Genomic DNA, 24,231 nt, shown 5'->3' with positions numbered 1-24,231 from the left:
AAAAGGGCGTGCCGAAGGTGGAAATGAAATCGATCAAAAAGATTCTGGTTGCAAACCGCGGGGAGATTGCAATCCGTATTTTCAGAGCCTGTACAGAGCTTCAGATCCCGACAGTCGGTATCTATTCAGCAGAAGACCGCGGGTCGTTCCATCGTTATAAAGCAGATGAATCCTATCTGGTGGGGGAAGGGAAGAAGCCAATCGATGCCTATCTGGATATCGAAGGGATCATCGACATCGCAAAAAGGTCCGGTGCCAATGCCATCCACCCCGGATACGGTTTTCTGGCGGAACACGAAGAATTTGCGGCACGTCTTGAACAGGAAGGCATCATTTTCATCGGGCCGACCTCGCGTCATCTCGATATGTTCGGAGACAAGGTCAAAGCACGCACGCAGGCTGTCCGGGCGGGCATTCCGGTCATTCCGGGTACGGACGGACCGGTACGTTCTGTGGAAGAAGTGGAGGCGTTCGGTACTGCCCACGGCTACCCGATCATCATCAAAGCTTCACTTGGCGGAGGCGGACGCGGCATGCGGATCGTCGAGCGGGCTGACGATGTTCAGGAAGCTTTCAGCCGTGCGAAGTCGGAAGCGAAATCAGCATTCGGCTCCGATGAAGTGTATGTCGAAAAGCTGATCCGCAATCCGAAGCATATTGAAGTGCAGATCATCGGTGATACACATGGAAATATTGTACATTTGTATGAACGTGACTGTTCAGTGCAGCGCCGGCATCAGAAACTCGTCGAAATCGCTCCGGCCATCTCGCTCTCAGCTGAATTACGACGGGAGATCTGTGATGCGGCTGTCAAGCTGATGGCGAATGTCAGTTACATAAACGCCGGAACCGTGGAATTCCTGGTGGCAGATGGCGAGTATTACTTCATCGAAGTGAACCCCCGTATCCAGGTGGAGCATACGATCACCGAGATGGTGACCGGCATCGATATCGTCCATACGCAGATCTTCGTAGCGGATGGCGAGAATCTGTACACAGGCCATGCTGCAGTGCCGGAACAGGAACAGATCCCCTTGTTCGGGTATGCAATCCAAGCGCGCGTCACGACGGAAGATCCGCTCAATGACTTCATGCCCGATACAGGCAAGCTGTCAGTATACAGATCAGGAGGAGGATTCGGTGTCCGGCTGGATGCAGGGAATGGCTTCCAGGGTGCCGTCATCACACCTTATTATGACTCCCTTCTCGTGAAAGTATCGACATGGGGAACCACATTCAGGGAAGCAGCGGCCAAGATGGACAGGAACCTGCAGGAGTTCCGGATCCGGGGCATCAAGACAAACATCCCGTTCCTTGAAAATGTCGTCCGGCATGAAAGTTTCATAACAGGGGACTATACGACGAACTTCATCGACGAGGCTCCTGAATTATTTGAATTCCCAGTTAAAAAAGACCGTGGAACGAAAGTGCTCAACTATCTGGGGACGATCACCGTCAACGGCTTCCCGGGAATCGGCCGCGGTTCGAAGCCGGTCTATGGCACTCCCCGCAAGCCGGAACTGGATCTGTCAGTACCGCCGAAGCCAGGAACGAAACAGATATTGGACGAACGGGGTCCCGAAGGGCTGGCAGAGTGGGTCAAGGACCAGAAGGATGTCCTGCTGACGGATACGACATTCCGGGATGCACACCAATCCTTGCTGGCCACTCGGGTCAGGACGGCCGACATGACAAATATCGCAGCGGAATCCGCGCGTCTCATGCCGGATCTGTTTTCATTCGAAATGTGGGGCGGCGCCACATTCGACGTGTCCTACCGGTTCCTGAAAGAGGATCCGTGGGAACGGCTTGCACGCCTGCGGGAGCAGATCCCGAATGTCTTGTTCCAAATGCTGTTCCGCGGCGCCAATGCGGTCGGCTACAAAAACTATCCGGACAATGTGATCCGGGAATTCGTGAAGGAAGCGGCCTCTTCCGGCATCGATGTCTTCCGGATCTTCGACAGCCTGAACTGGATCAAAGGCATGGAAACGGCGATCGATGCCGTCCGCCAGGAGAACAAGGTCGCAGAAGCGGCTCTCTGCTATACAGGCGACGTGCTCGATCCGATGCGGACAAAATATTCGATTTCCTACTATAAAGAGATGGCGAAGGAACTGGAGAGCGCCGGCGCGCATATCCTTTCATTGAAGGACATGGCCGGACTGCTGAAGCCGGAAGCTGCCTACCAGCTCATCTCCGAGCTGAAAGAGACAGTGGCCATTCCGATCCATCTCCACTCACATGACACGAGCGGCAATGGGATCGCCATGTACAAGCGGGCGATCGAAGCGGGTGTCGATATTGTCGACACGGCACTCGGCGCCATGTCGGGCCTGACCTCCCAGCCGTCCGCAAACTCGCTCTATTATGCGCTGCAATACGGCAGCCGGGGTGTCCGGACAGACATCCAGGCACTTGAGGAGCTCTCCTTCTATTGGGAAGACGTCCGTGCCTACTATTCCCATTTCGAAAGCGGGATGATCAGCCCTCATTCAGAAGTCTATGTCCATGAAATGCCGGGCGGCCAGTATTCCAACCTGCAGCAGCAGGCGAAGGGTGTCGGGCTCGGAAACCGATGGAAAGAGGTCAAGGATATGTTCTCCCGGGTCAACATGCTGTTCGGGGACATTGTGAAAGTGACACCGTCTTCAAAAGTGGTCGGCGATATGGCGCTGTTCATGGTCCAGAATGATCTCGATGAGAAAGCGGTGCTCGAGCGCGGACAGTCGATCGACTTCCCTGAATCCGTCATCGAATTCTTCGAGGGGTATATCGGACAGCCATACGGCGGATTCCCCGAGGAACTGCAGAAAGTCGTGCTAAAAGGCCGAAAGCCGCTGACGGAGCGGCCGGGCGAACTGCTGGAAACAGTCGATTTCGAAAAGGTGAAAAAGGACCTTGCCGAAAAATTGGACCGTCCGGTGACGATGAAAGACGCTCTGGCGTCTGCGCTGTATCCGAAGGTGTTCGATGAATACGCGGCGATCCATAACGATTTCGGCAATCTCTCGGTCATCCAGACGCCGGAGTTCCTGTACGGCATGCGGCTCGGCGAAGAGATCGAAGTCGAGATCGAAAAGGGGAAGACCCTCATCGTCAAACTGGTGTCCATCGGAGAACCTCAGGCGGACGGCACGCGGATCGTCTACTTTGAACTGAACGGCCAGCCGCGTGAAGTGGTCATCCAGGACGTCAGTGTCGAAACGGATGTCGTGAAGAAGCAGAAGGCCGATCCGGGCAACGACGCGCACATTGCCGCAACGATGCCGGGCACTGTCCTCCAGGTGGCCGTGTCGAAAGGCGACCGCGTCCGCCGCGGCCAGCACCTGCTGATCACCGAAGCGATGAAGATGGAGACAACCATCCAGACACCGTACGATGGCGTCGTGAAAGAAATCCACGTCTCGCCGGGGGAAGCAATTTCAACAGGCGATCTCCTCATAGAGCTGGAGCATTGAATACGAAGACACCCGCCGGAATTTCGGCGGGTGTCTTTGGGCTATGGAAAAGATATATGGCTCATCGATACGGAGATTTGCTCATAAACTGCCGGATTCCGCTCATAACTTCACAGATTCCTTGGGTCCGCACCGTGTGAAATAGCCGGCTGGCCACAAGAGGCACTACCGGATAAACCGGTTCCGCCCTGAAGGTAATTCCCCTACGAAAAACAGCCGCCTGGTGCAAGAAACCAGGCGGCTGTTCATCTTACGGCTTATGCACCCGCACGCGGGACAACAGCAGAATCATATACGTGAGCAGTCCGAACAGCAATGTGATGAAGAGCGAATGGAGAAGCGCCACTATCAGATTGAGCCGTGTGAAGACGGACAGCATGCCGGTGACCGCCTGTGCGAGCACAAGCAGAAGGGCGATCGACCAGCCCCAGAGGAGCACTTTCTGATCACGGTAGTTGCGATAGACATGGAACGCGATATACGCGAGCCACACGACGATGAGTGCCGCAGCCGTCCGGTGGCCCATCTGGACCCATTCGTTCAGCGTGGATGGCAGTTCGAAGCGGTCATTCCGGCACAGCGGCCAATCCGCACAGGCAAGACTCGATTCCGTGTGACGGACGAGCGCGCCTGTGTAGATGACGAGATACGAATAGACGGTCACGCCGATCGTATGGAATTTGAGTGTCCGTCCGACTTTCAGACGGTCGGCATCGAACTTCTTATCGACTTCGAATATGAGCAGGGTGAGCAGCAGGACAGCCGCAAAGGAAATAAGGGAAATCCCGAAATGCAAGGCGAGGATGAAATCGCCCTGCCCCCACTTTACCTGCGCTGCCCCGATCAGAGCCTGGAGTATCAGGAAGAACACCGCCATGAATGCGAGGAATTTCGTTTCCCGCACGTGGCCGATCGCTTTCCAGGACCAGACGGCCAGCACGACGATCAGGATTCCGACCACACCCGTGACGAGACGGTGGGAGAATTCGATGAGCACTTCGGTCGTGATCTCATCAGGGATGAGCTGACCGTTGCAGCCCGGCCAGTGACGTCCGCAGCCCATTCCGCTGTCGGTTTTCGTGACGAGCGCACCGCCCAGCATGATGAGCAGCATCCCGATTGTCGCAGCGACTGCAAACCACTTCAGATAATTATATCGTTTCAAGCGTAGGCACCTTCTTTTGATAAATATCGACCAGCAGACAGGTCTCTAATTTTCAATGATAGAGAATCCCGTGTTAAAACACAATGGCGGAATGGGAGAACCGGCAGGACAGACCAGTTTTTCACAAAACGTTCATAAAAAAGACCCGATAACTTCACAAACGGCAGCAAGTAATGATTTACTATAGAGGGTGCACTGTATAAATCCTCGCAAGACTGTGCAATTCTATACAAATTGCGTTTATGTATAGAAATTGTGAAGGATTTTCGATATAGTTAAGTATAGCGGTCATTTTCAACCGGTTATTGAAAGGGGGAGTCAAATGTCGAACAGTCGGACGACTGCTGCACAGACAGCACCGGAGACTGCAATCACACCAACATTCTTGAAAGACTTCTTGGCCTTGATTAAAATTGGGATTGTGAATTCCAACTTGATTACTGCGTTCACAGGTCTCTTCTTGGCATTCCAGTTTGCCGGCGTCAGCTTCATACATAGACTGGATCTCATGATTGCAGTGCTTTTTGGAACCGCCCTCATCATTGCCGGCTCGGCCGCACTGAACAACCTGATCGATCGGGATATCGATCCGATCATGACACGGACAAAGACAAGGCCGACGGTCACAGGACGTTTCAAAGCACCTGCAGTTCTCGCAGCCGCACTACTTTTCATTCTAATCGGTGAAATACTTCTGTTCTCAGCGAACACGGTGACAGGCCTTCTTGGTTTCGCCGGAATATTCAGTTACGTTGTGCTCTATTCCATGTGGTCGAAGCGCCGACACGTCTCCAATACGATTATCGGAAGCCTTTCCGGAGCTGTCCCTCCGCTGATCGGCTGGGCTGCTGTCGACCCGTCGCTCGGTCTCGGTGCATGGGCGCTCTTCCTTATCATGTTCGTCTGGCAGCCGCCTCATTTCTATGCGCTTGCCATGAAGAAGACGGAAGAATACCGGGCTGCCGGTATCCCGATGCTCCCAGTCGTCAAAGGATTTGCGCGGACGAAGAAATCCATGCTCGCATGGGTCGTGCTGCTGTTCCCGCTGCCATTTCTGCTGAGCGGACTCGGCACTGCATTCATCATTCTGGCGACGCTGCTGAATATCGGATGGCTGATGCTTGCGCTGAATGGATTCCGTGCAAAAGACGATTTGAAATGGGCGATGTCCATGTTCATCTACTCATTGAATTACATGACAATCTTGTTTGTCTCGATGATTATCTTCTCGATATTCATCTAACCCATCGGAATTCTTTCTTTGACAGGAATTCATTATAGAGAGGTCACTGCTCCTCAAATGGAAGAAAACATTATTGGAAAGAGAGGGATTATGAAGCGATGATGAAAGGACTCAAAAAATGGCGTCTCCTGTCCTTGTTAGCTGTATTGACTGTTTTCTTGGCAGGCTGCGGTCAACAGGAATTATCCACGCTTTTGCCGGCCGGCCAGGTAGGTAAAGACCAGTTCAAGCTGCTTATGCTTGCTTCAGGTATCATGCTGCTCGTCATTATTGTCGTAGTCGTAATTTATGTATTAGCACTGATTCGTTTCGGCCGTAAGAAACGGGGAGAAGACTTCATTCCTGAACAAACGGAAGGAAGTCAGAAACTGGAGCTGATCTGGACGATCATCCCGATCATCCTCATCACAATCCTCGCTGTGCCTACTGTGTATTACACATACAAACTGGGTGATGTGAAAGCGATGGAAGAAGTCGACGATGACGGAAATGCGAAACACCTCGTTGTCGATGTCACAGCCAAGCTGTACTGGTGGGAATTCGGTTATCCCGATCTCGGTATTGTGACGGCACAGGAGCTGGTCGTGCCGACAGACGAGAAAGTATACTTCAACTTGAAGGCAGCTGACGTCAAGCACTCCTTCTGGATTCCTGCAGTCGGCGGTAAGCTGGATACGAACGTCGAGAACCTGAACAAGTTCTATCTGACGTTCGATCAGGAGTCGAAAGATCTGAAAGACGGCGTATTCTACGGTAAATGTGCCGAGCTCTGCGGACCGTCCCACTCCTTGATGGACTTCAAAGTCAAAACTCTCCCGCGTGACGATTTCAACACATGGGTGAAAAACATGAAGGCGACAGCGGATAAAACCGAAGTTGCCAATGCAGATGGTGAAGAAGTATTCAAATCCAGCTGTATCGGCTGTCACGCAAATTCAGGTGTCGGCGACAGCGGGGCGCAAGGGCCTAACCTAGCAGCCTTCGGTGACCGCAACCGTGTTGCCGGATTCATCGAACACGATAAGGAACATTTGAAAGAATGGATCAAAAATCCACAGAAACTGAAACCGGGCAACAAAATGCCTTCTTTCGAAGATCAGCTGTCCGATCAGGAGATCGACGACTTAGCTGAATACCTGCTTGGCCTTTCCGTTGAGCAGTAACACGCAATGCGATATTGAAGAGGAGGGTAAAACAACGTGAGTTCTGTTGCTCAAAAGAGAAGTTTCGGCGCAGCGTTCTGGGATTGGATGACAACAGTCGACCATAAGAAGATCGGTATTCTATATCTGATCGGCGGCGGTTTCTTCTTCGTCCTCGGCGGAATCGAAGCGATGCTCATCCGTATCCAGCTGCTACAGCCGAACAATGACTTTGTTAGTGCCGGTCTGTACAATGATTTAATCACGATGCATGGTACCACTATGATCTTCCTGGCAGCCATGCCGATATTATTCGGGTTTATGAACTACATCATGCCGCTCCAGATCGGTGCCCGTGACGTAGCATTCCCGTTCATCAACTCACTCGGATTCTGGATGTTCTTCTTCGGGGGACTGTTCCTGAATATTTCCTGGTTCCTCGGCCAGGTGCCTGATGCAGGGTGGACATCGTATGCGTCCTTGTCCATTGCATCACCAGGCCACGGTATCGATTTCTATGCGATCGGTCTTCAGATCGCCGGGGGCGGTACGCTCATGGCAGGGATCAACTTCCTTGTCACGATCATCAACATGCGCGCACCAGGTATGACATACATGCGGATGCCGCTGTTCACATGGACGACGTTCGTTGCGTCCGCGATGATCCTGTTCGCATTCCCGCCGCTGACTGTCGGATTGTTCTTCCTGACATTCGACCGGATGTTCGGTGCGAATTTCTTCGACCATACAATGGGCGGAAACACAATCATCTGGGAGCATATTTTCTGGATCTTCGGTCACCCTGAAGTATATATCCTGATTCTCCCGGCGTTCGGTATTTTCTCCGAGATCTTCCCGATCTTCTCGAGAAAGCGCCTGTTCGGATATCCGGCGATGGTCTTCGCGACTGTGCTGATCGGATTCCTCGGCTTCATGGTATGGGCTCACCATATGTTCACTGTCGGTCTTGGGCCTACAGCGAACGCGATTTTCGCGGTAGCGACAATGGCGATCGCCGTTCCGACCGGTGTCAAGATCTTCAACTGGCTCCTGACGATCTGGGGCGGAAGCATCCGTGTCACGACACCGATGCTGTATGCACTCGGTTTCATCCCGTCCTTCGTAATGGGCGGTGTCACAGGCGTCATGCAGGGTGCTGCGCCTCTTGACTACCAGCTGCACGATTCGTACTTCATCGTCGCCCATTTCCACTACGTCATCGTCGGTGGTGTCGTGCTTGCGATCCTGGGCGGTCTGCATCTGTACTGGCCGAAAATGTTCGGTACAATGCTCAATGAAGCACTTGGTAAGATCACGTTCATCTTCTTCTTTGTCGGTTTCCACTGTACGTTCCTGATCCAGCACTGGCTCGGGTTCTGGGGAATGCCGCGCCGTGTCTGGACATATATGGACGGACAGGGCTGGAATACTGCCAACGTGATCAGTTCAGTCGGTGCGCTGCTGATGGCTATCGGTGTCATCGTACTGGTCATCAACATCATCATGACGGTTGCGAAGAACGAGCGGATCGGAAACGACCCTTGGGGAGACGGACGTACGCTCGAATGGGCGATCCCGTCACCACCGCCGTTCTACAATTTCACGGCCACTCCGCTCGTCCGCGGATTGGATACAGTCTGGATCGAGAAGTCCGAAGGCAACATGACAGGCCTTACGCCTGCTGAGCCGATTACGGATATCCATATGCCGAACGGTTCCATCATTCCGTTCCTCATGACATTCGGTCTGTTCGTCGCAGGATTCGGTGCTATGTTCCACCAGGAAACGTCTTGGGGTCTGCCGGTGCTGATCTTCGGTCTCGCCTGGACATTCGTTGCAATGGCAGCGCGCTCATTGAAAGATGATCTCGGTTTCCATGTCACGAAAGAACAGATCCAGCGCGATGTGGACAATGCAAGTAAAGGGGGTCGTATCTGATGGATTTGAATAAGAAATTCACCCCGGAAACGTGGCCTGAACATCCGGAGCGTGCGACACTCGAAGCAAAAAACAAATTTGTCGGGTTCTGGCTCTTCCTTGGCGGGGAGACGATCCTGTTCGCGACGCTGTTCGCAACGTATATGGCTTTGAAGAACAAAGGGCCTAGCGGATTCGGTTTCTCCACTCAGGAACTATATGAACTGCCATTGGTCTTTGTCATGACGCTGCTTTTGCTGACGTCTTCACTGACAAGTGTGTACGCCATGCACCATATGAAGAGCTTCAACTTCAAGAAAATGCAGCTGTGGCTCGGGATTACGGCACTGCTCGGACTCGGGTTCCTCGGACTGGAAGTGTATGAGTTCTCCCACTATGTGAAAGAAGGATTCACGTTCGGCAACAGTGCGTTCAGTTCTTCCTTCTTCACACTTGTCGGAACGCACGGTTTCCACGTTGCGATCGGGCTCGTATGGGTTACACTGCTGCTGTTCCGTAATGCGGGACGCGGGCTGAACTTGTATAACGCGACGAAGTATTATACATTCTCGCTCTACTGGCACTTCATTGACGTTGTGTGGGTATTCATCTTCACAGTAGTTTACTTGATGGGAGTGATCGGATAACATGGCAGAAGTAGAAATGTACAAGAGAACACCTGTCGAGCAGGACTTGCTCGTCCGCCGTTCGAAAGAAACAATGCGCGGCCAGGTGATGATGTTCTCTCTTATGATTTTCATGACGCTTGCCTCGTTCACGTTCGTTGTAGCTTATCAGCAGGGAGTCGACGGCTTCACGAAGTATCTTGTGATTCCGGTACTGTTCCTCTTTGCGGCTGTTCAAGTAGCACTGCAGCTTTATTATTTCATGCATATGAAAGACAAAGAGCATGGCGTTCCTCAGATGTTCATGTTCACTGGAGCCCTTCTCGGCTTCCTGATCCCGCTTGCATTCGTCACGATTGTATGGTGGTAAGCAGTTCAACAACCTCCGACTTCGGCCATTGGTCCAAGTCGGGGGTTTTCTGTTTTGTCTGATGTCAAAGAACGTTCATTGTGTTATCCGTCCGGACGTTCTATAATGAAAACAGAACTCATAAAAGGAGCTGGGGCAATTGCCGTTAAGCATATTTGGCTTCCGGGCGCTGTGGAGCCCGTATTTTTTCATCTTTCTCGCTGCATTGACCTTCCTCTATTTTCTGCTGACGAAAAAATGGAGATCGCGTTTTGAAGGGACTGAGCCGGTGACGAACCGGCAGATCATAACATTCCTCTCGGCGATGGTCCTTCTGTATATTGTGAAAGGATCACCGATGGACCTGATGGGGCATATCCTGTTCTCGGTCCACATGTCACAGATGGCGATCCTGCTGCTGATGATCGCACCGCTCTTCATCATCGGGATTCCGAATTTCCTATGGAAGAAAGTGTTCAGCTATCCGAAGATTGCGAAAGTCATCCGGTTCTTCACGAAACCGGTCATCAGCCTGCTGCTGTTCACACTGATGTTTTCACTCAACCACTACCCGCTCGTGCTCGATACCATCAAGCTGAGCCTGCCGTTGCATACAGCGTTCACGCTCGTCCTTTTCGCATCAGCCTTGTTCCTCTGGTGGCCGGTCTTCAACACACTGCCGGGTGAGCCGAAGCTGCATGGTCTGAAAAAGATCGGCTATGTCATCCTCAGTGCCATCTTCCTCACACCTGCCTGCTCGCTCATCATCTTCGCAGATGTGCCGGTGTACGAGACGTACAACAGCGGGGAAGCGTGGCTGCAGGCAATGGCTCTCTGCGTGCCGGCCGGAACCTTGTCAGGCCTGTCGATTTCCGGGCCGGAACTGTTCACCAGTATGCCGTCCGTCTATGATCAGCAGCTCGGCGGAATTATCATGAAAGTCATACAGGAACTGCTGTATGTATTCATCATCGGCAAGGTCTTCTTCACCTGGGCTCAGGAAGAGCAGGACAATGCCGACGAAATCACGCAGAGAGACCTGCTGGAACGCAAAAAGCTGTCTGTACACGGATAATCACTGTACCCTGAATAGAAATGGAGAACGCCTATGGACATCCCTTTTTTACCGACGCTGAGTACCGCACTCATTGTCCTGTCGGGTGTGCTCGTCATCATCGGATGGGTTCTCATCAAGAAACAGCACAGACAGGCGCATAAGAATGTCATGATTGCTGCGGCGGCCGCGGCACTGATGTTTCTGATCATCTACTTGTCCCGGACTGTTATTGTCGGGAACACATCCTTCGGCGGTCCGGACAGCATCAAGATCTATTACACGGTCTTCCTGATCTTCCATATCTGCCTGGCAACGTTCGGTGCTGTGCTCGGTGTGTTCTCGCTGGTGACCGGGTTGAAGGATAACCTGCCCAGACACAGGAAGCTGGGCCCCGTCACAAGCCTTGTGTGGGTGTTTGCAGCACTCACGGGCGTTGCGGTCTATCTGCTGCTGTACGTCTTCTACAAAGGCGGGGAAACCACCTCTATGATCAAAGCCATCCTCGGATTCTGACGAAAAAACACGCATACCCGCTGACGGGTGTGCGTGTTTTTTCGTTGTGCCGGTCTATATTTTGAAATTCAGCTTGATGATCCCCGCCTCAATCGCGGTCGTGAACAGGATGACGACCATCGGGCCGATGAAGAACCCGAGGACACCGAATAGCTTCAGGCCGATGAACATGCCGATCAGCGTCGGAAGCGGCGACAGGCCGATCTGGGAGCCCATCACTTTCGGCTCGACCGTCCGCCGGATGATCAGGAGGACAGCCGCCAGAATGGCCAGCTTCGTTCCCATGGCGACATCGCCGCTGACGAATTCATAGAGCGCCCACGGTGCCAGGATGATGATCGAGCCTAGTATCGGAATGACGTCGATGATCCATATGATGATCGACATGACCACTGCATATCTCGGCACGATCAGGAGCAGGCCGACAAAGGCTGCCGCCAGGATGATGAAGCTGACGAGCAGCTGCGCTTTCAGGAATCCGATCACTGTGGCATTCAGCCGTGTTGTCATGTACCTGACTTTTTCAGCTGTCCTGTTTGTTAGGCGGTTGTACACTCCCCGTTTCAGCTGCGGCAGTTCCAGCATGAATAGGAACAGGGCGATCAGGAATACGATGAAACTGACAAGGAAATTCGGGATCTCCGCTGCGAGTGCGATAATCCGTTCGTAACTCACCAGTTCAAGGAGCGATGTCTGCATGGACTTGAGCGCCGCCGTGAACTGTTCTTGTGTCGCTTTCACAATATCCGATGGAAGACCGGATGTGTACCTCAGCAGTTTGTCCTGCATATCGATCCAGACGCCTGACAGCGAGTTCAGATACTCAGGTGCGTCTTTCGTGAACTGGACAATGCGTCCGATCAGCGACGTGACAGAGTAGTAGATCCCGACTGCCACAAGCAGGACGACGAAGATGAAAACGGAAATGACCGCAAGCTTCCGCTTCCACTTGAATCTCCGCTCCACAAGTTTCACAAGCGGGTCGATCAGCAGAGCGGTCAGCAGCGCCAGAATGAGCGGTATGGAAACCGGGAGTATAAAAACTAACGCAGTGATGGCGATCACTGCAAAAAGCAAAATGAACAACGTTCTCTTTGTCAACCACTTCGACACCCGGCATACCTCCAAAACGTGTATTATTTCTATTATAGCCAATCCGGCTGGAAATGGATATGCAAAAGGCGAGTGTTTCTGATATAGCGGGGCGGCAGAACAAAAATGCCGGCGGCCTGTCTACGGACAGACCGCCGGCGTCTCTTAGTGCCGGATCAGCGTTATTTCAAATTTACAGCCTGCAGGTCTTTCACGAACGCTGCAATCGTCTTCTTGCAGTCGTTCACGACGAATGGCGGATAGAACTCGTCCTCGCCGTATTCGACGCCATGCGGATAGTAATGCTTCCCAAGCTGCGGTGTGATGAATTCCAAAACTGCATCATTGCTGCCGATGTCGCCGCCGGGTGTGATAGCGTAGACGCGAAGGTAGTAGATCCCTTCTGCGACTGTATATTTCTTGTCGAACGTCACACGCTCATAATCCCACTGGCCGGCCAGAACCAGGTCATACTTGGCCGCGACTTCTTTAGCGATCGGAAATGTGACCGAAATGTCTTCCAAACCTGTGTTGATAAAGTCCATATCCCAATTTCCTCCTTAAACAGCAGTTCATCGATAACGATTCGTCTTTAATCATAGAACAAAAGGGGAGCGGTTGCAATGGCAACATTGTGGCGCTGGCTGCTGTCCGGCAAACGGGTGGGAAAAGAGTGACTTCCTGCCGGCAAGTCCATTACAATGGAGGAAAGACAGTTCGCGTAAGGAGGAGGGAGAACGTGAATCGGATCTGGAAAGTGGCACTGCTGTTAGTTGTGGTCCTGGCGTTCTTCTATTTTTGGGATGACGGGTTCAAGGAGAACGATCCGCTCGAGTCCCCTGTCAAACCAGGGACTGCCATCAGCGGGGGGGAAGGGCTTCAGCAGCAGGAGGAAGGCAGCATGGCCAAACGGCCGGACCGCGGGATTTCTACATTTGTCGGTAAACCGGCATCCGAACTGCTGGAAGCGTTCGGGAATCCGGAACGGAAGGACTTGTCGGCGTTTGGCTTCGAATGGTGGATCTACCCCTCTGATCCGATGGTGATGGCTGGAGTTTCAGATAACGTGGTGAACCAGATCTACAGTGGAGACCGGGAGGCGGATGTCTATCCATACAGCAATGGGCAGAGCAGTGAGGACATTTACCGGAGCTCCCTCATAGAATCGGAATTGGCGGTCGGCGAGGGAGACAACCAATATACATTTGTCCTGAACGGTGAGGACATCAAGAATAAGATGCTGATCCAGTATGACGGCCTGTTCGCACAGCTCTATATCGACGAGACACAGGGGGAACTGGAAGCCGTGCGGTTCGTCGAGCCGATGACACTCGTGAAGCAGCAGCCGTACGACCTTTTCTATAAAGGTGAGATGGTGGACGTCAAGAAACCTTCATCGGAAGACCAGTTTGCTGTCGATCGGGCACTGGAACGGCAGATTCTCGATATTACGAATCTGTACCGGGGGAATCACGGACTGAATAAGCTGAAGAAGGACTACCGGCTGCAGGTTGTCGCCCGGGAACACAGCAAGGAAATGGCGCTGGAGAATTACTTTTCACAAGATTCGCCGACATCCGGGACACTCGCCAACCGGCTGAAGCTGGCGGACATCGAGGTGAAGAAGGCTGGGGAGAACATAGCGCTGAACTATACGGACGCCATCGAGGCCGTCCATGGCTGGCTGAATTCCCCTGCACACCGGGACGTGCTGCTGGATGAAGATTTCACCCATATCGGAACGGGTGCCTACGGCAATTACTATACACAGAATCTTGTTCAGGAAATCGAAAAACCGGCTCCCTGACAGTCAAGGAGCCGGATGGACCCATGTGCCTTCCTCGGTTCCGGCAATCCCTCGTATATAGAGAGGGGTTGCTGTTTTTTTTGCATAATCAGCAGCGCGCTGCTGGATGATCGGATGACCGGTCTGCAGGAGGGGCAGGAATTGGTCGATGGTCAATTCTTCGAGTTTGCGTGCACCTTCATGCCGACGGGGATCGGCAGTCATGACGCCGGGGACATCCTTGAAGAACTCGACATGCCGGGCGTTCAGGCAGCTGGCGAGCACCACCGCAGTGAGATCGCTGCCTCCCCGGCCGAGTGTCATATACTCACCGTCTCCGCTGATACCCTGGAAACCCGGAATTATGACGCAAGGCACCTGCTTGAATGCCTGTTCGTAGGCGCTTGTCTCCACTCGGCTGATTGCCGCATTACCGAATTCCCCTTCTGTGAAGATGCCGGACTGGCGGCTGTGCATCACTTTGTTCGCTATGCCCGCTTCTTCAAGTTCGGCACTCAGCACTGCTGAGGCAAGCAGTTCACCGCAGGAGGCGGCGAGATCAGAGGCCGCTGTTCCGGGATGGAAGGACGGGGTGATCGACAGGAGCCGGTCAGTGGAATAAGGGCTCTCCTGCCGTCCGATTGCGGACACGACTACAACTGCTTTCCCGTGCTCCAGCAATCCTTCACGAATCCGCTCAATACATAACCGGCGCTGCACCCTATCCTTCATGGCAGCGCCGCCGAATTTTTGTATGATCATCTCTTCTCCCAACTTTCCTCGTGACATTTGCTCATGATGTTTCATACCTTACAGTAGGTTCATCCTTACTATATTCTGCAGGTTGGAAAACGTTCGGGAAGGAGTCATATATAATGCATCTGATTGAGCTGCTGAAAAACTGGCCGTGCACGGTGAAAGGGGAATGGCGGGATGTCAAAATCAGGAGTGTTACGGAGCATCCTGCCCGCGTCTCTCGGAACAGCTTATTTGTCGCACGGAAAGGCGCTAGGTTCGACGGTCACCAGGCGATCGATGAAGCGATTGCGAAAGGGGCGGCTGCAGTGGTGATCGACCGTCCGGTTTCTTCATTGAAACTTGCAAAATGGGCAGAGACAGGAACGGCGATCGTGACTGTGCCGGACAGCAGCAGATTCCTGTCGTACAGTGCTGCAGAACTGGCAGGCAACCCATCGGAAGAGCTGCAAGTCATCGCTGTGACAGGAACGAATGGTAAGACGACAGTGACCCATTTCATCGGTCAGCTGCTGAAGGAAGCAGGTGTGAAAGCGGCTGTCATCGGAACGACGGGCTGTTATATAGACGGGAAGCGGCTGGACATCCCGATCCCTTCATTGACTACACCGACCGCGGAGTACCTGCATCCATTACTGCAAGTGTGCAGGCTGGAAGGTGTCACACATGTCGCCCTGGAAGCCTCATCCATCGGTTTGGAGAGGGGGCGGCTGGCTGACTGTGCCATCGATATCGGCATCCTCCTCAATGTCGGCACGGATCACCTCGAAGACCATGGCGGCCGGGAAGCGTATGTCGCAGCCAAAAAGAAGCTGGTCACCCTGTCCCGTCAGGTCATCGTCAACGAGGAAGACCCCGTCTGCATGAAGATGGCGGAAGACGCTGCTGTGCCGGTATACAGATTCTGCCGCAGCGAGTATATCGGCTGTTTGGCGTCTGGCAGCATGATCAGCAAGATGCCGACCGGACTCCATAACAGGCTGAATGCCATGGCCGCTGCAAGTGCGGTCCGGCTGCTCGGCATACCCGAACAGGTCATAGAACGGTCGTTCAGTGCGCTGGCGCTGCCGCCCGGCCGGCTCCAGCTCGCGGAAAGTGTGAACAGAAGGGTGTATATCGATTACGCCCATTCACCGGATGCACTGGAAGCGGTCCTGCAGGCGGTCTCCGGGCTGAATCCGAAAAGGCTTGTCTGTGTATTCGGGTGCGGAGGGAACAGGGACCGTGAGAAACGGCCGCTCATGGGGCGGATTGCAGAGAAGTACTGCGACCATGTCGTCATCACATCCGATAATCCGAGAGATGAGGACCCCGGGATGATTGCCCAGCATATACTGCACGGCGTCAAGCATCCGCATAAGATAGAGGTCGAGCTGGACCGTCGGACGGCGATCCGCAGGGCGGTAGGCAGCAGCGGGCCGGATGATATTGTCGTGATTGCCGGCAAAGGGCATGAGACTGTCCAGATCATCAATGAAGACAGCATCCTCTTTTCCGATTATGAAGAGGCGATGGAAGCGCTGAAGGCGGATCAGCTCCTGTAAGAATCAGCGGATGCACTTGTTCCCTCTATTTGGTATACTGTAGGAGAATGGAGGGAATGTATTTATGATGATGACCAACGAATGGCTCGACATCATCGAACAATCAGACGAATTGGCAGACATGATCCTGACATCCGATGTCCTGTCTGATTATCGCTCCGCCCACCGTGCAGTTTACGGGGATGCCGAACTGGTCCGTAAGATCAGGGAATTCTCCGAACTGAAGGAACGGTATGAGGAAGTGCAGCGGTTCGGACGATATCATCCGGATTACAATAGAGTGATGAAAACGATACGCCTCGACAAGAGGGCCTTAGATATGAATGAAAAAGTCGCGGCACTGCGGCTGGCGGAAAATGACGTCCAGTATCTGCTGGATGAAATCAGCGCCACGGTTGCCCGCGCCGTATCCGAATCCGTCAAACTGCCTTCCGACAATACGTTTGTCACGGAAGAGAGCTGCGGAGGCGGCTGCGGATCGGGGGGAGGCTGTTCCTGCTCTGCATGAACATACCGGCAAACTGAAAAGGCTGTACGGCAACCGGGATTCCCGGTACTGCCGTACAGCCTTCTTCTCATTCGGCATCCGGGTCGAGCGATGCCATCACAGTACGCGGCTCGGACGTGATGAACCCTGACACACCTGCGCCTGCCAGCTTGACGACAGAATCCGATGGTGCGTTTTCAACGTAAACGGCAATGTTCAGTCTCCTCAAGAACTGGATGAAGCCAACGCTTGCAGTCTGAAAAGGCCCCAGCTTGCCTGACAGCACGAAGAAATCGCTGCGCGGCTTATACAGATGGCCGAACCGGCTTGAATAGGCTGCATAGGCCTGTTTCAGTTCATCACGTCCTGCGCCGGATGCTGCCCTGTATTGCGTATATAAATTGAACCGGTCCACTTGGTCATCGTACGGACTGATAACTGCCACCTGATCCTGAGCGTCACATTCCTCCAGCAGTTTCCATAGTTTGGACGGCATCAGGCTGCCTTCATATGTATCCGGCGAGTCGGCCAGACGGATGACGAACAGCAGATGGGGGTATGCGGCGAGCATATTTTGCAGAAGGCAGGGCTGTGCAGACTGATGATCGGTATCGTCATGTGAAGTGATGATGATCTCTTCTTCCGGTGTGAGCCGGATATCCACAGCCAGTCCATGGACGCCTAGAGCTGCGGCATCCGCTGCTTGAACATCGCAGTCCGCCGAACCGGCAAGCTGCTGCACTACAATCGGTCCGTCAAAATCCAATGCTTCTTTGTTCCCGCGTGCAGACGGCCGGATGAGTGCTTTGGAAGCGGCCCAAGCTGCGGCTCCCGCCGCACCGACTGAAAGGGCAACCTTCGTCTTCTTTCCCATGTCCCATTCCTCCTTTTAGCTGTTGCTGGGTCCATTATATGACATAACAGGCGAGCTGTCAGTAAAGCCCGGTTGCTGATTTTTCAACAAATATGGTATTGTAAAGGGTAAGAAAAGAGGGATCCCATTGGTTGATCGTCAAGGAGTCATCATTTACCTCCATCACTTGAAACAGGCGAAATCGTTCCGTAAATACGGTCATGTCCATTATATATCAAGACGCATGAAATACGTCGTGCTCTATTGCCGTCAGGAAGAGGTCGATGACGTCATACGGAAAGTGGAAAAGTTGTCTTCCGTAAAAAAAGCCGTCCCTTCCTACCGGCCGTTCGTCCGGACAGAGTATGAAAACGCACGTCCTGACAAGGCGAAAGAGTACGACTATAAAACAGGGCTCTGATATCAGTCGAGCGGCGGAAGCAGATGGTTCAGCCTGAGCACGCCCGTGACATACTGATAATACAGTCTTGTCTCCGGGAACTCGGAAGAATGCTTGAGCTCGACCGGTACAGGACGGCTGCCCGCGGCTGCGGCAGCATCTTCGAACAGCTGCTGCCGTCTGGACATACGGCCGCTGTCAGCCGGTATCCCTTCCCGGCAGATGTAGATCGGGCAGAATCCGCCGTCTCCCGCCGGTGAAAAGGATGCCGCGGGCGACAGGACGCGCTTGCCGCCAGCTGTGGACGTAAACAGGAAGGTCCGCTGGAGACGCGACGCATTCGCAGTAATCAGTTCACATAGTTCGTAAATATCAGAGTACCCTTCACCCAGCTCGATGAATCGCTGCTGTTTCATAAGAAAGCACACCTTTCAAAAAGTATCTTTCCTAATCATAGCATGGCTGCAGCACGTTTGCAGACCCGGATGACAGGAGCAGCCAAAGGAGTGGCACGGATGAGAGTGATCGCAGGGAGCCGGAGAGGCATTCCCCTGAAGACGATAGACGGGACGAATACCCGCCCGACTTCAGACAAAGTTAAAGAAGCGTTGTTCAGTAAGCTGGGTTCTTTTTTTGACGGAGGGATTGCTGTTGAGCTTTTCGGCGGCAGCGGTTCGCTGTCATTGGAATCCTTATCGCGCGGTGCAGATGAGGCGTGGGCGTTCGAGAAGAATCCGAAAGCCTGCGCCATCATGAAAGCGAATGCCGAGAAATGCAGGTTCACATCGGAGCTGCATATTGTCCGCGGTGATGCAAGGACGGCAGCCAAGCGGCTGGATGCGGAAGGTGTGAAAGCTGACCTGCTGTTCCTGGATCCGCCTTATGCCAAACGGGAGTACTATGATCTGGCGCTTCAGTTTGCGGAGGCCGGACTGCTGACGGACCGGGCGGCTATCATATGCGAGCATGACAAACAGCTTGAACTGCCTGCATCTTTCGGCAGTTATACAACAAGCGGTCCGACGGTGTACGGGGGAAGTGCACTATCTATTTACAGGAAATGAGGGTGTATGATGGGGAAAGTGGCAGTAGTGCCCGGCAGTTTCGATCCGCTGACGAACGGTCATCTGGATATCATCAAACGGGCCATCAAGATCTTTGACGAAGTGCATGTAGCGGTGATGAACAATTCGTCCAAGAAACCGCTGTTCTCGGTGGAGGAACGGCAGCAGCTCATCGCACAGGCAACTGCGGAGTATCCGACGGTGAAAATCGATTCGTCGTCAGGACTCCTGATCGACTATGCAAAGAGCATCAACGCATCCGCCATCGTCAGGGGGCTGCGTGCAATATCCGACTTCGAATACGAAATGCAGATCACGTCCATGAACAGGTTCCTGGATGAAGACATCGAGACATTCTTCGTCATGACAAAGAACCAATATTCGTTCCTGAGCTCAAGTATCGTCAAGGAAGTCGCCAAGTATGGCGGGGACGTTTCGGCACTTGTACCGGAAGCGGTGGATCGTGCGCTGAAGAAAAAGTATACATAAACAGGCAATGGGAAGGCGGATGCCATTCCCATTGTTTTTTAGGTTCAGGACAAATTTCCGCTGATTCTGCATATCTCAAAGAAGGAGATAAAGAAAGAGCGGGACAGCCGCGACGCTGAAGATCCGGCCGATGACATAGGGCTTCAGCGACAGTTCAGCAGAGCGGGCGATGACGAACACCTGCATATGGATACTCAGTCCATTGACGGACAGGATTGCCGCGATCAGGTACGGGAACATCGGTGAACCGAAAAAATGCTGAGCGGCCGACTGGACCCCCGACGTCATCTCGAATACGGACAGGACAGCCGTCTTCACGATTCCCATCTCGACCGGGGCGGCCGCCTGGATGACATCCGTCAGCACACTCCCGAGGGAGGAGAAGAAGACGACCGTCGTGGCGACCAGGATGATGATTCCCGAAGACTCCTTGAAGGCGTCCAGCAGCGGAGCGGTGCTCGGTTTGCGCTGCGGAACAGACAGCTGCCGGTCCGCCGGCGGTCTACGGTTCGCCAGCAGCAGGAGGACACCCAGGAAGAAAATGATATTGGCAAGGTGGATAGCAATCAGCAGCTTCCATCCCGACCAGGTATCCCCGAACAGCTCAAGCCCGATATACCCGACGATGAACATCGGGCCGGGCGCATGGCAGGCCGCAAGCAGCAGGCTGCTTTCATAGGCGGACAGCTGGCCATTCCGCTTCATTTCACTGACCGTTACTGCACCGACAGGGAAACCGCCGAACGATCCGAGCGTGTAGGCTTTGAGATAACGCAGCCATCCTTTCGAATTTGTGCCGGTAGCCGGTAATTTCAACAGCCATTGGGTAAGAATGATGTAGGGAAGCAAATAAGGAAGCAGCGCCTGGGTGAATAATGAGGCGCCTGTCACGGCTCCATCGTGGGCGATCCCCGGACGGAGGATGAACAAAGCGATCAGCGCCCAGATCATCAGTACGTTCACCATGCCGTCATGGCACAGCCGGTCAGGATAACTTTCACATGTGCGGCTCCTTTCATAGCACTCTGGTCAGCCAAGAGTGTAATCGTTGTGCTGCTTATTTTCCCGATGGTACACTTAACCATATGTAAACAAAGTACAGGCTATTAACGGAGGTGCAGGTAAAATTACTTTCAAGCGAATCGGCATAACTGCCCTGCTGGCCGTTTTGGTCACACTGTTCATGGTCTTACCACTGGACGGTTATGTATCCCAGCCGGGGGGCGCCTATGAACTGTCCCCGCTCGTCCATGTGGAAGACGGAGACGAAGAAGACACCGGGACATTCAGCCTGATGACGATTTCGGTCGGCAAGGCCACACCTGCCACTTATCTGTGGTCGCACCTCTCGGATAAGATGAAACTTCTGCCGGCGGATAAAGTGCGCCGGCATGGTGAAGACGACCGGGAGTATAATATCCGCCAGCTCCGGCTCATGTCGGACTCCCAATTCAATGCCATCACCGTCGCTTTCGAAAAAGCCGGGAAGCCTGTGGAAATCGATTTTGCCGGGATCTATGTCCAGCTGGTCGTCGACGGCAGTGCCTCGGATGGGAAGCTGGAAGCCGGAGACCGGATCACCGGCGTCGACGGGAAGCGTCTGACGGAACCGGACCAGTTTGCAGCGTACGTGACGGACCAGAGAAAAGGGGATACGATAGAGGTTGAAGGCGCCCGTGAAGGGAAACCCTTCAAAGAGGAGATCACCTTGAAGGAGATCCCTGGAGCGAAAGGGAAAGTGGGCCTCGGAATCCAGTACCAGGAAGACAGGTCATTGAAAACAATCCCGAAAGTGACATTCAACACGTCCGATATCGGCGGGCCTTCCGCCGGCCTCATGTTCACTCTTGAAATCATCAACCAGCTCGACAGCCGGGATATTACGAAAGGCTATACGATCGCCGGTACCGGTGAAATGCTGCCGGGCGGCACAGTCGGCCGCATCGGCGGTATCGACTTCAAGGTGATGGCAGCTGATCGGGACGGAATGGAGATTTTCTTTGCACCGGATGATGAGCTTCCTGAAGAAGTGAAAGCAGCGAACCCGGGCATCAGGAGCAACTATGAGGAAGCCGCGGAAACGGCAGAAAAAATCGGCACGACCATGAAGATCGTGCCGGTGAAGACCGTCGATGATGCCCTGAAGTATCTGGATGGTCTGGAACCGAAGAAATGATTCAGTCCGAAAGAAGCGGAGGGGTCCTGAAGTCGAGGCCGGTCAGCGGATGGACCGGATCGATACCGAATGCATAACAGTCCGAGACATGTGCAGAGATATCGGCTGATACGCTGTCGTGGGCGGCGAGACGGCTGACAGCCGGGAGTGCGAGCCGGCCTTTCTGTTCTTTCAGATAGCGCCGGCCTGCCGCTGTCATGCCGAGCACCCGCAGATGATCCGGATTTCCCGCCGCGATGCGCTGCTCATAGGTGAACCCTGTGAGGATATGGACGAGCATGCGCTGCAGGCGTGTCCATGTATACCGTTTCGATTTCACCTGTGCCATGAACGAAGCAAAGTCCTCCGATTGTTTCGCCGCTTTGTACAGCAGGTGCTCGATGCCTTCAGTAATATCAGCTATTCCGGCAAGCCGTTCCGGCCCGTCACGCAGGATCTGGAAGCGGAGCAGCGGATAGAACGAGTCCCAGCTGCCGAACCGGGAACGCTGTGCAAGCCAGTCGCTGAGGAGCTCATAGGTCGCTGCCGGGACGTATGCCCGGATGCCTTCCAGCCGGCCTCCCTCGCTGAACAGTTCTTTCCGGATGCCTGTCGCGCTTGCGATATGCGTATCGGCAGAGATATCATCGTAATACCCGGCGCCTAAGCGGGGAATCGTGACGGCTCCCATGCGGGATCCGATTTCATCCGCCGCCTCCATATAGTGGAACCCGAGGATGTTGTTCGGTTTGGACAGGTCTGCACAGACGGGATCCTCCTGTGATTGGCGGATTGTCAGTTCATACGCGTCATTGAGGGCTTTTGGATAGCTGATGCCCGACTTCACCGCATTCCGCACCTGTTCTTCGTAATATGGCCGATTCGATTTGATCCGCCTGAGTGTTTCGGCGAATGGCCCGATCGCTCCCTGTTCGCTTCCGAAGCAGTAGCTTGAACAGCATGCCGCATCCAGGAGGCGGATGGCGCCGTCCGCGAAGCCGGATGCGTTCGCCGTCGCCGTTTCATACGGCAGTTCGATGACGAGGTCGATGCCGTTCTCGAGCGCCATCGCCGTCCTCGTCCATTTATCGACAAGTGCAGGTTCACCGCGCTGCAGGAAGTTGCCGCTCATCACAGCGATGACAGCGTCCGATCCGGTCAGCTGTCTTGCCTGTTCGGCGTGATAGCGGTGTCCGTTATGGAACGGGTTGTATTCGGCAACAATTCCGACTGCTTTCATGAGTCTCACGCTCCTTTGGTCTGTGGTCCGCATAGTATTCAGTATAAAGAATAACGGAAGCTGGTGACAAGAAAATATCTTGACATCTATTTTACTCCGCTATATAATCAAAAGTGTTGTCTTGAGGTGATAGGCATGAAATGGTCAATTCATCAATTGCGAAAGTTCAAGCAGGGAAGTATACCGCTTGACGAAGTGGTGGATCTCAGTTCCGTCAAGGAGAAGAATCCCGAAATCCGGGAGATCTCACCTGTTCATCTGACAGGCTACTGTACAGTCGGTTCCAAGAAAATTTCGTTCCATTTCCGGTTGGAAGGTAAGATGATCCTGCCGTGTGCCCGCACATGGAATGATGTGGATTATCCGTTTTCCATCGAGACGGACGAGCAGTTCAGCTGGGACGAATACGTTCTGGCACAGGATGATGAAATCTTCCCGGTGACGGGGGATACGATCGATCCAATGCCGCTTTTCGAGGAGCTGATCCTTCTGGAAGTCCCGATGCAGGTCTACTGCGAAGGGGCGGAAGCCATGACGGAAGCATCCGGAACAGGCTGGTCCTATACGACCGATGAAGAGTACAATAAGCAGCTGGAGGAAGAGCAGGAGACCAAGACGGATCCGAGACTTGCGGACCTAGCAAGATTTTTTGAATCCGATAACGACTAGTCGAAATAAGGAGGTGCCTCTAATGGCAGTACCAAAGAGAAGAACATCTAAGACCAAAAAGAACATGCGCCGTACACATTACAAATTACAGGTTCCAGGTATGACAACTTGTGAAAATTGCGGTGAAATGAAGTTGGCACACCGCGTTTGCAAATCATGCGGTCAATACAAAGGGAAAGTTGTTGCAGGCGAATAATCAAGATTCTGCCGCAATACTTTGGCA

The 24,231-nt window shown here is 53.4% G+C and carries 25 protein-coding genes; 17 read left to right on the top strand and 8 right to left on the bottom strand.

The features are described from left to right. The first annotated feature begins 23 nt into the window (after nt 1-23). Entirely contained in the window at nt 24-3,461 is a 3,438-nt protein-coding gene (pyc, locus tag QWT68_RS07665; protein WP_290150384.1) for a pyruvate carboxylase, read from the top strand. A 250-nt stretch (nt 3,462-3,711) separates the two neighbouring features. Here the strand turns inward: pyc and QWT68_RS07660 are convergent, their stop codons facing one another. After that, nucleotides 3,712-4,626, bottom strand: a complete 915-nt coding sequence (locus QWT68_RS07660; protein WP_040286969.1) for a COX15/CtaA family protein — start codon at nt 4,624-4,626, stop codon at nt 3,712-3,714. 322 nt (nt 4,627-4,948) lie between these two features. Here QWT68_RS07660 and cyoE point away from each other — a divergent pair, with 322 nt between their 5' ends. The 7 genes from cyoE (at nt 4,949) to QWT68_RS07625 (ending at nt 11,473) form a co-directional block, all read left to right on the top strand. Continuing rightward, a complete protein-coding gene (cyoE, locus tag QWT68_RS07655) occupies nt 4,949-5,869 on the top strand; it encodes a heme o synthase (RefSeq protein ID WP_290150382.1) in 921 nt (306 codons plus the stop codon). Nucleotides 5,870-5,967: 98 nt separating this feature from the next. Then, nucleotides 5,968-7,032, top strand: a complete 1,065-nt coding sequence (gene coxB / locus QWT68_RS07650; protein WP_040287289.1) for a cytochrome c oxidase subunit II — start codon at nt 5,968-5,970, stop codon at nt 7,030-7,032. Nucleotides 7,033-7,068: 36 nt separating this feature from the next. Beyond that, complete coding sequence (gene ctaD / locus QWT68_RS07645; RefSeq protein ID WP_040286967.1) at nt 7,069-8,949, top strand: cytochrome c oxidase subunit I; 1,881 nt, start codon at nt 7,069-7,071, stop codon at nt 8,947-8,949. Next, complete coding sequence (locus tag QWT68_RS07640; protein ID WP_040286966.1) at nt 8,949-9,575, top strand: cytochrome c oxidase subunit 3; 627 nt, start codon at nt 8,949-8,951, stop codon at nt 9,573-9,575. Before ctaD ends, QWT68_RS07640 begins: the two co-directional genes overlap by 1 nt. 1 nt (nt 9,576) lies before the next feature. After that, a complete protein-coding gene (locus tag QWT68_RS07635; protein ID WP_040286965.1) occupies nt 9,577-9,924 on the top strand; it encodes a cytochrome C oxidase subunit IV family protein in 348 nt (115 codons plus the stop codon). Nucleotides 9,925-10,063: 139 nt separating this feature from the next. Continuing rightward, nucleotides 10,064-10,978, top strand: a complete 915-nt coding sequence (ctaG, locus tag QWT68_RS07630; RefSeq protein ID WP_040286964.1) for a cytochrome c oxidase assembly factor CtaG — start codon at nt 10,064-10,066, stop codon at nt 10,976-10,978. Nucleotides 10,979-11,011: 33 nt separating this feature from the next. Beyond that, on the top strand, nt 11,012-11,473 hold the full coding sequence (locus tag QWT68_RS07625) for a DUF420 domain-containing protein (RefSeq protein ID WP_040286963.1): 462 nt from the start codon (nt 11,012-11,014) through the stop codon (nt 11,471-11,473). A gap of 54 nt (nt 11,474-11,527) precedes the next feature. Here QWT68_RS07625 and ytvI read toward each other — a convergent pair whose 3' ends face one another. Beyond that, nucleotides 11,528-12,586, bottom strand: coding sequence for a sporulation integral membrane protein YtvI (gene ytvI / locus QWT68_RS07620; RefSeq protein WP_290150377.1), 1,059 nt, complete (start codon nt 12,584-12,586; stop codon nt 11,528-11,530). Between the two features lie 161 nt (nt 12,587-12,747). Continuing rightward, entirely contained in the window at nt 12,748-13,110 is a 363-nt protein-coding gene (locus QWT68_RS07615) for a YugN family protein (RefSeq protein ID WP_040286961.1), read from the bottom strand. Nucleotides 13,111-13,304: 194 nt separating this feature from the next. Between QWT68_RS07615 and QWT68_RS07610 the strand changes: the two genes are divergently transcribed. Beyond that, nucleotides 13,305-14,372 (top strand): CAP domain-containing protein, encoded by a 1,068-nt coding sequence (locus QWT68_RS07610; protein WP_290150375.1) that lies wholly within the window; start codon nt 13,305-13,307, stop codon nt 14,370-14,372. A gap of 3 nt (nt 14,373-14,375) precedes the next feature. Here QWT68_RS07610 and QWT68_RS07605 read toward each other — a convergent pair whose 3' ends face one another. After that, nucleotides 14,376-15,113, bottom strand: coding sequence for an amino acid kinase family protein (locus QWT68_RS07605; RefSeq protein ID WP_040286959.1), 738 nt, complete (start codon nt 15,111-15,113; stop codon nt 14,376-14,378). Nucleotides 15,114-15,226: 113 nt separating this feature from the next. Between QWT68_RS07605 and QWT68_RS07600 the strand changes: the two genes are divergently transcribed. Next, nucleotides 15,227-16,651, top strand: a complete 1,425-nt coding sequence (locus QWT68_RS07600) for a UDP-N-acetylmuramoyl-L-alanyl-D-glutamate--2,6-diaminopimelate ligase (protein ID WP_290150372.1) — start codon at nt 15,227-15,229, stop codon at nt 16,649-16,651. A gap of 64 nt (nt 16,652-16,715) precedes the next feature. Next, a complete protein-coding gene (locus QWT68_RS07595) occupies nt 16,716-17,159 on the top strand; it encodes a YlbF/YmcA family competence regulator (RefSeq protein ID WP_040286957.1) in 444 nt (147 codons plus the stop codon). A 67-nt stretch (nt 17,160-17,226) separates the two neighbouring features. Here QWT68_RS07595 and QWT68_RS07590 read toward each other — a convergent pair whose 3' ends face one another. Then, entirely contained in the window at nt 17,227-18,012 is a 786-nt protein-coding gene (locus QWT68_RS07590; protein WP_040286956.1) for a PI-PLC domain-containing protein, read from the bottom strand. A gap of 127 nt (nt 18,013-18,139) precedes the next feature. On the opposite strand from QWT68_RS07590, the gene QWT68_RS07585 reads away from it, so the two are divergent. Further along, nucleotides 18,140-18,412: a YlbG family protein gene (locus tag QWT68_RS07585; RefSeq protein ID WP_040286955.1), complete on the top strand. Its 273-nt coding sequence runs from the start codon at nt 18,140-18,142 to the stop codon at nt 18,410-18,412. A gap of 2 nt (nt 18,413-18,414) precedes the next feature. On the opposite strand, the gene QWT68_RS07580 is transcribed toward QWT68_RS07585, so the two are convergent. Continuing rightward, nucleotides 18,415-18,807 carry a DUF7147 family protein gene (locus tag QWT68_RS07580; protein WP_040286954.1) on the bottom strand — a complete coding sequence of 131 codons (393 nt, stop codon included), beginning with the start codon at nt 18,805-18,807 and terminating at the stop codon, nt 18,415-18,417. Between the two features lie 42 nt (nt 18,808-18,849). On the opposite strand from QWT68_RS07580, the gene rsmD reads away from it, so the two are divergent. Continuing rightward, nucleotides 18,850-19,455 carry a 16S rRNA (guanine(966)-N(2))-methyltransferase RsmD gene (rsmD, locus tag QWT68_RS07575; protein WP_338066437.1) on the top strand — a complete coding sequence of 202 codons (606 nt, stop codon included), beginning with the start codon at nt 18,850-18,852 and terminating at the stop codon, nt 19,453-19,455. Between the two features lie 6 nt (nt 19,456-19,461). Then, the gene (coaD, locus tag QWT68_RS07570) at nt 19,462-19,944 is read left to right on the top strand and encodes a pantetheine-phosphate adenylyltransferase (RefSeq protein WP_040286952.1); all 483 of its coding nucleotides are present in this window, start codon (nt 19,462-19,464) and stop codon (nt 19,942-19,944) included. A gap of 75 nt (nt 19,945-20,019) precedes the next feature. Here coaD and QWT68_RS07565 read toward each other — a convergent pair whose 3' ends face one another. Beyond that, a complete protein-coding gene (locus QWT68_RS07565; RefSeq protein ID WP_144036087.1) occupies nt 20,020-20,910 on the bottom strand; it encodes a hypothetical protein in 891 nt (296 codons plus the stop codon). Between the two features lie 139 nt (nt 20,911-21,049). On the opposite strand from QWT68_RS07565, the gene QWT68_RS07560 reads away from it, so the two are divergent. Continuing rightward, nucleotides 21,050-22,120, top strand: coding sequence for a SepM family pheromone-processing serine protease (locus QWT68_RS07560; RefSeq protein ID WP_348539793.1), 1,071 nt, complete (start codon nt 21,050-21,052; stop codon nt 22,118-22,120). 1 nt (nt 22,121) lies between these two features. Here QWT68_RS07560 and QWT68_RS07555 read toward each other — a convergent pair whose 3' ends face one another. Further along, nucleotides 22,122-23,339 (bottom strand): nucleotidyltransferase, encoded by a 1,218-nt coding sequence (locus QWT68_RS07555; protein ID WP_290150370.1) that lies wholly within the window; start codon nt 23,337-23,339, stop codon nt 22,122-22,124. 135 nt (nt 23,340-23,474) lie between these two features. On the opposite strand from QWT68_RS07555, the gene QWT68_RS07550 reads away from it, so the two are divergent. Both QWT68_RS07550 and rpmF read left to right on the top strand, forming a co-directional pair. Then, a complete protein-coding gene (locus tag QWT68_RS07550; RefSeq protein ID WP_040286949.1) occupies nt 23,475-24,008 on the top strand; it encodes a YceD family protein in 534 nt (177 codons plus the stop codon). 22 nt (nt 24,009-24,030) lie between these two features. After that, nucleotides 24,031-24,204 (top strand): 50S ribosomal protein L32, encoded by a 174-nt coding sequence (gene rpmF, locus QWT68_RS07545; protein WP_082023351.1) that lies wholly within the window; start codon nt 24,031-24,033, stop codon nt 24,202-24,204. Nucleotides 24,205-24,231: the final 27 nt, after the last annotated feature.

The sequence above is a fragment of the Sporosarcina trichiuri genome (assembly GCF_030406775.1).
Classification (GTDB): Bacteria; Bacillota; Bacilli; order Bacillales_A; family Planococcaceae; genus Sporosarcina; species Sporosarcina trichiuri.
The sequence above is the reverse complement of the archived record's forward strand: the minus strand, read 5'-3'. Positions and strand labels throughout refer to the sequence as shown.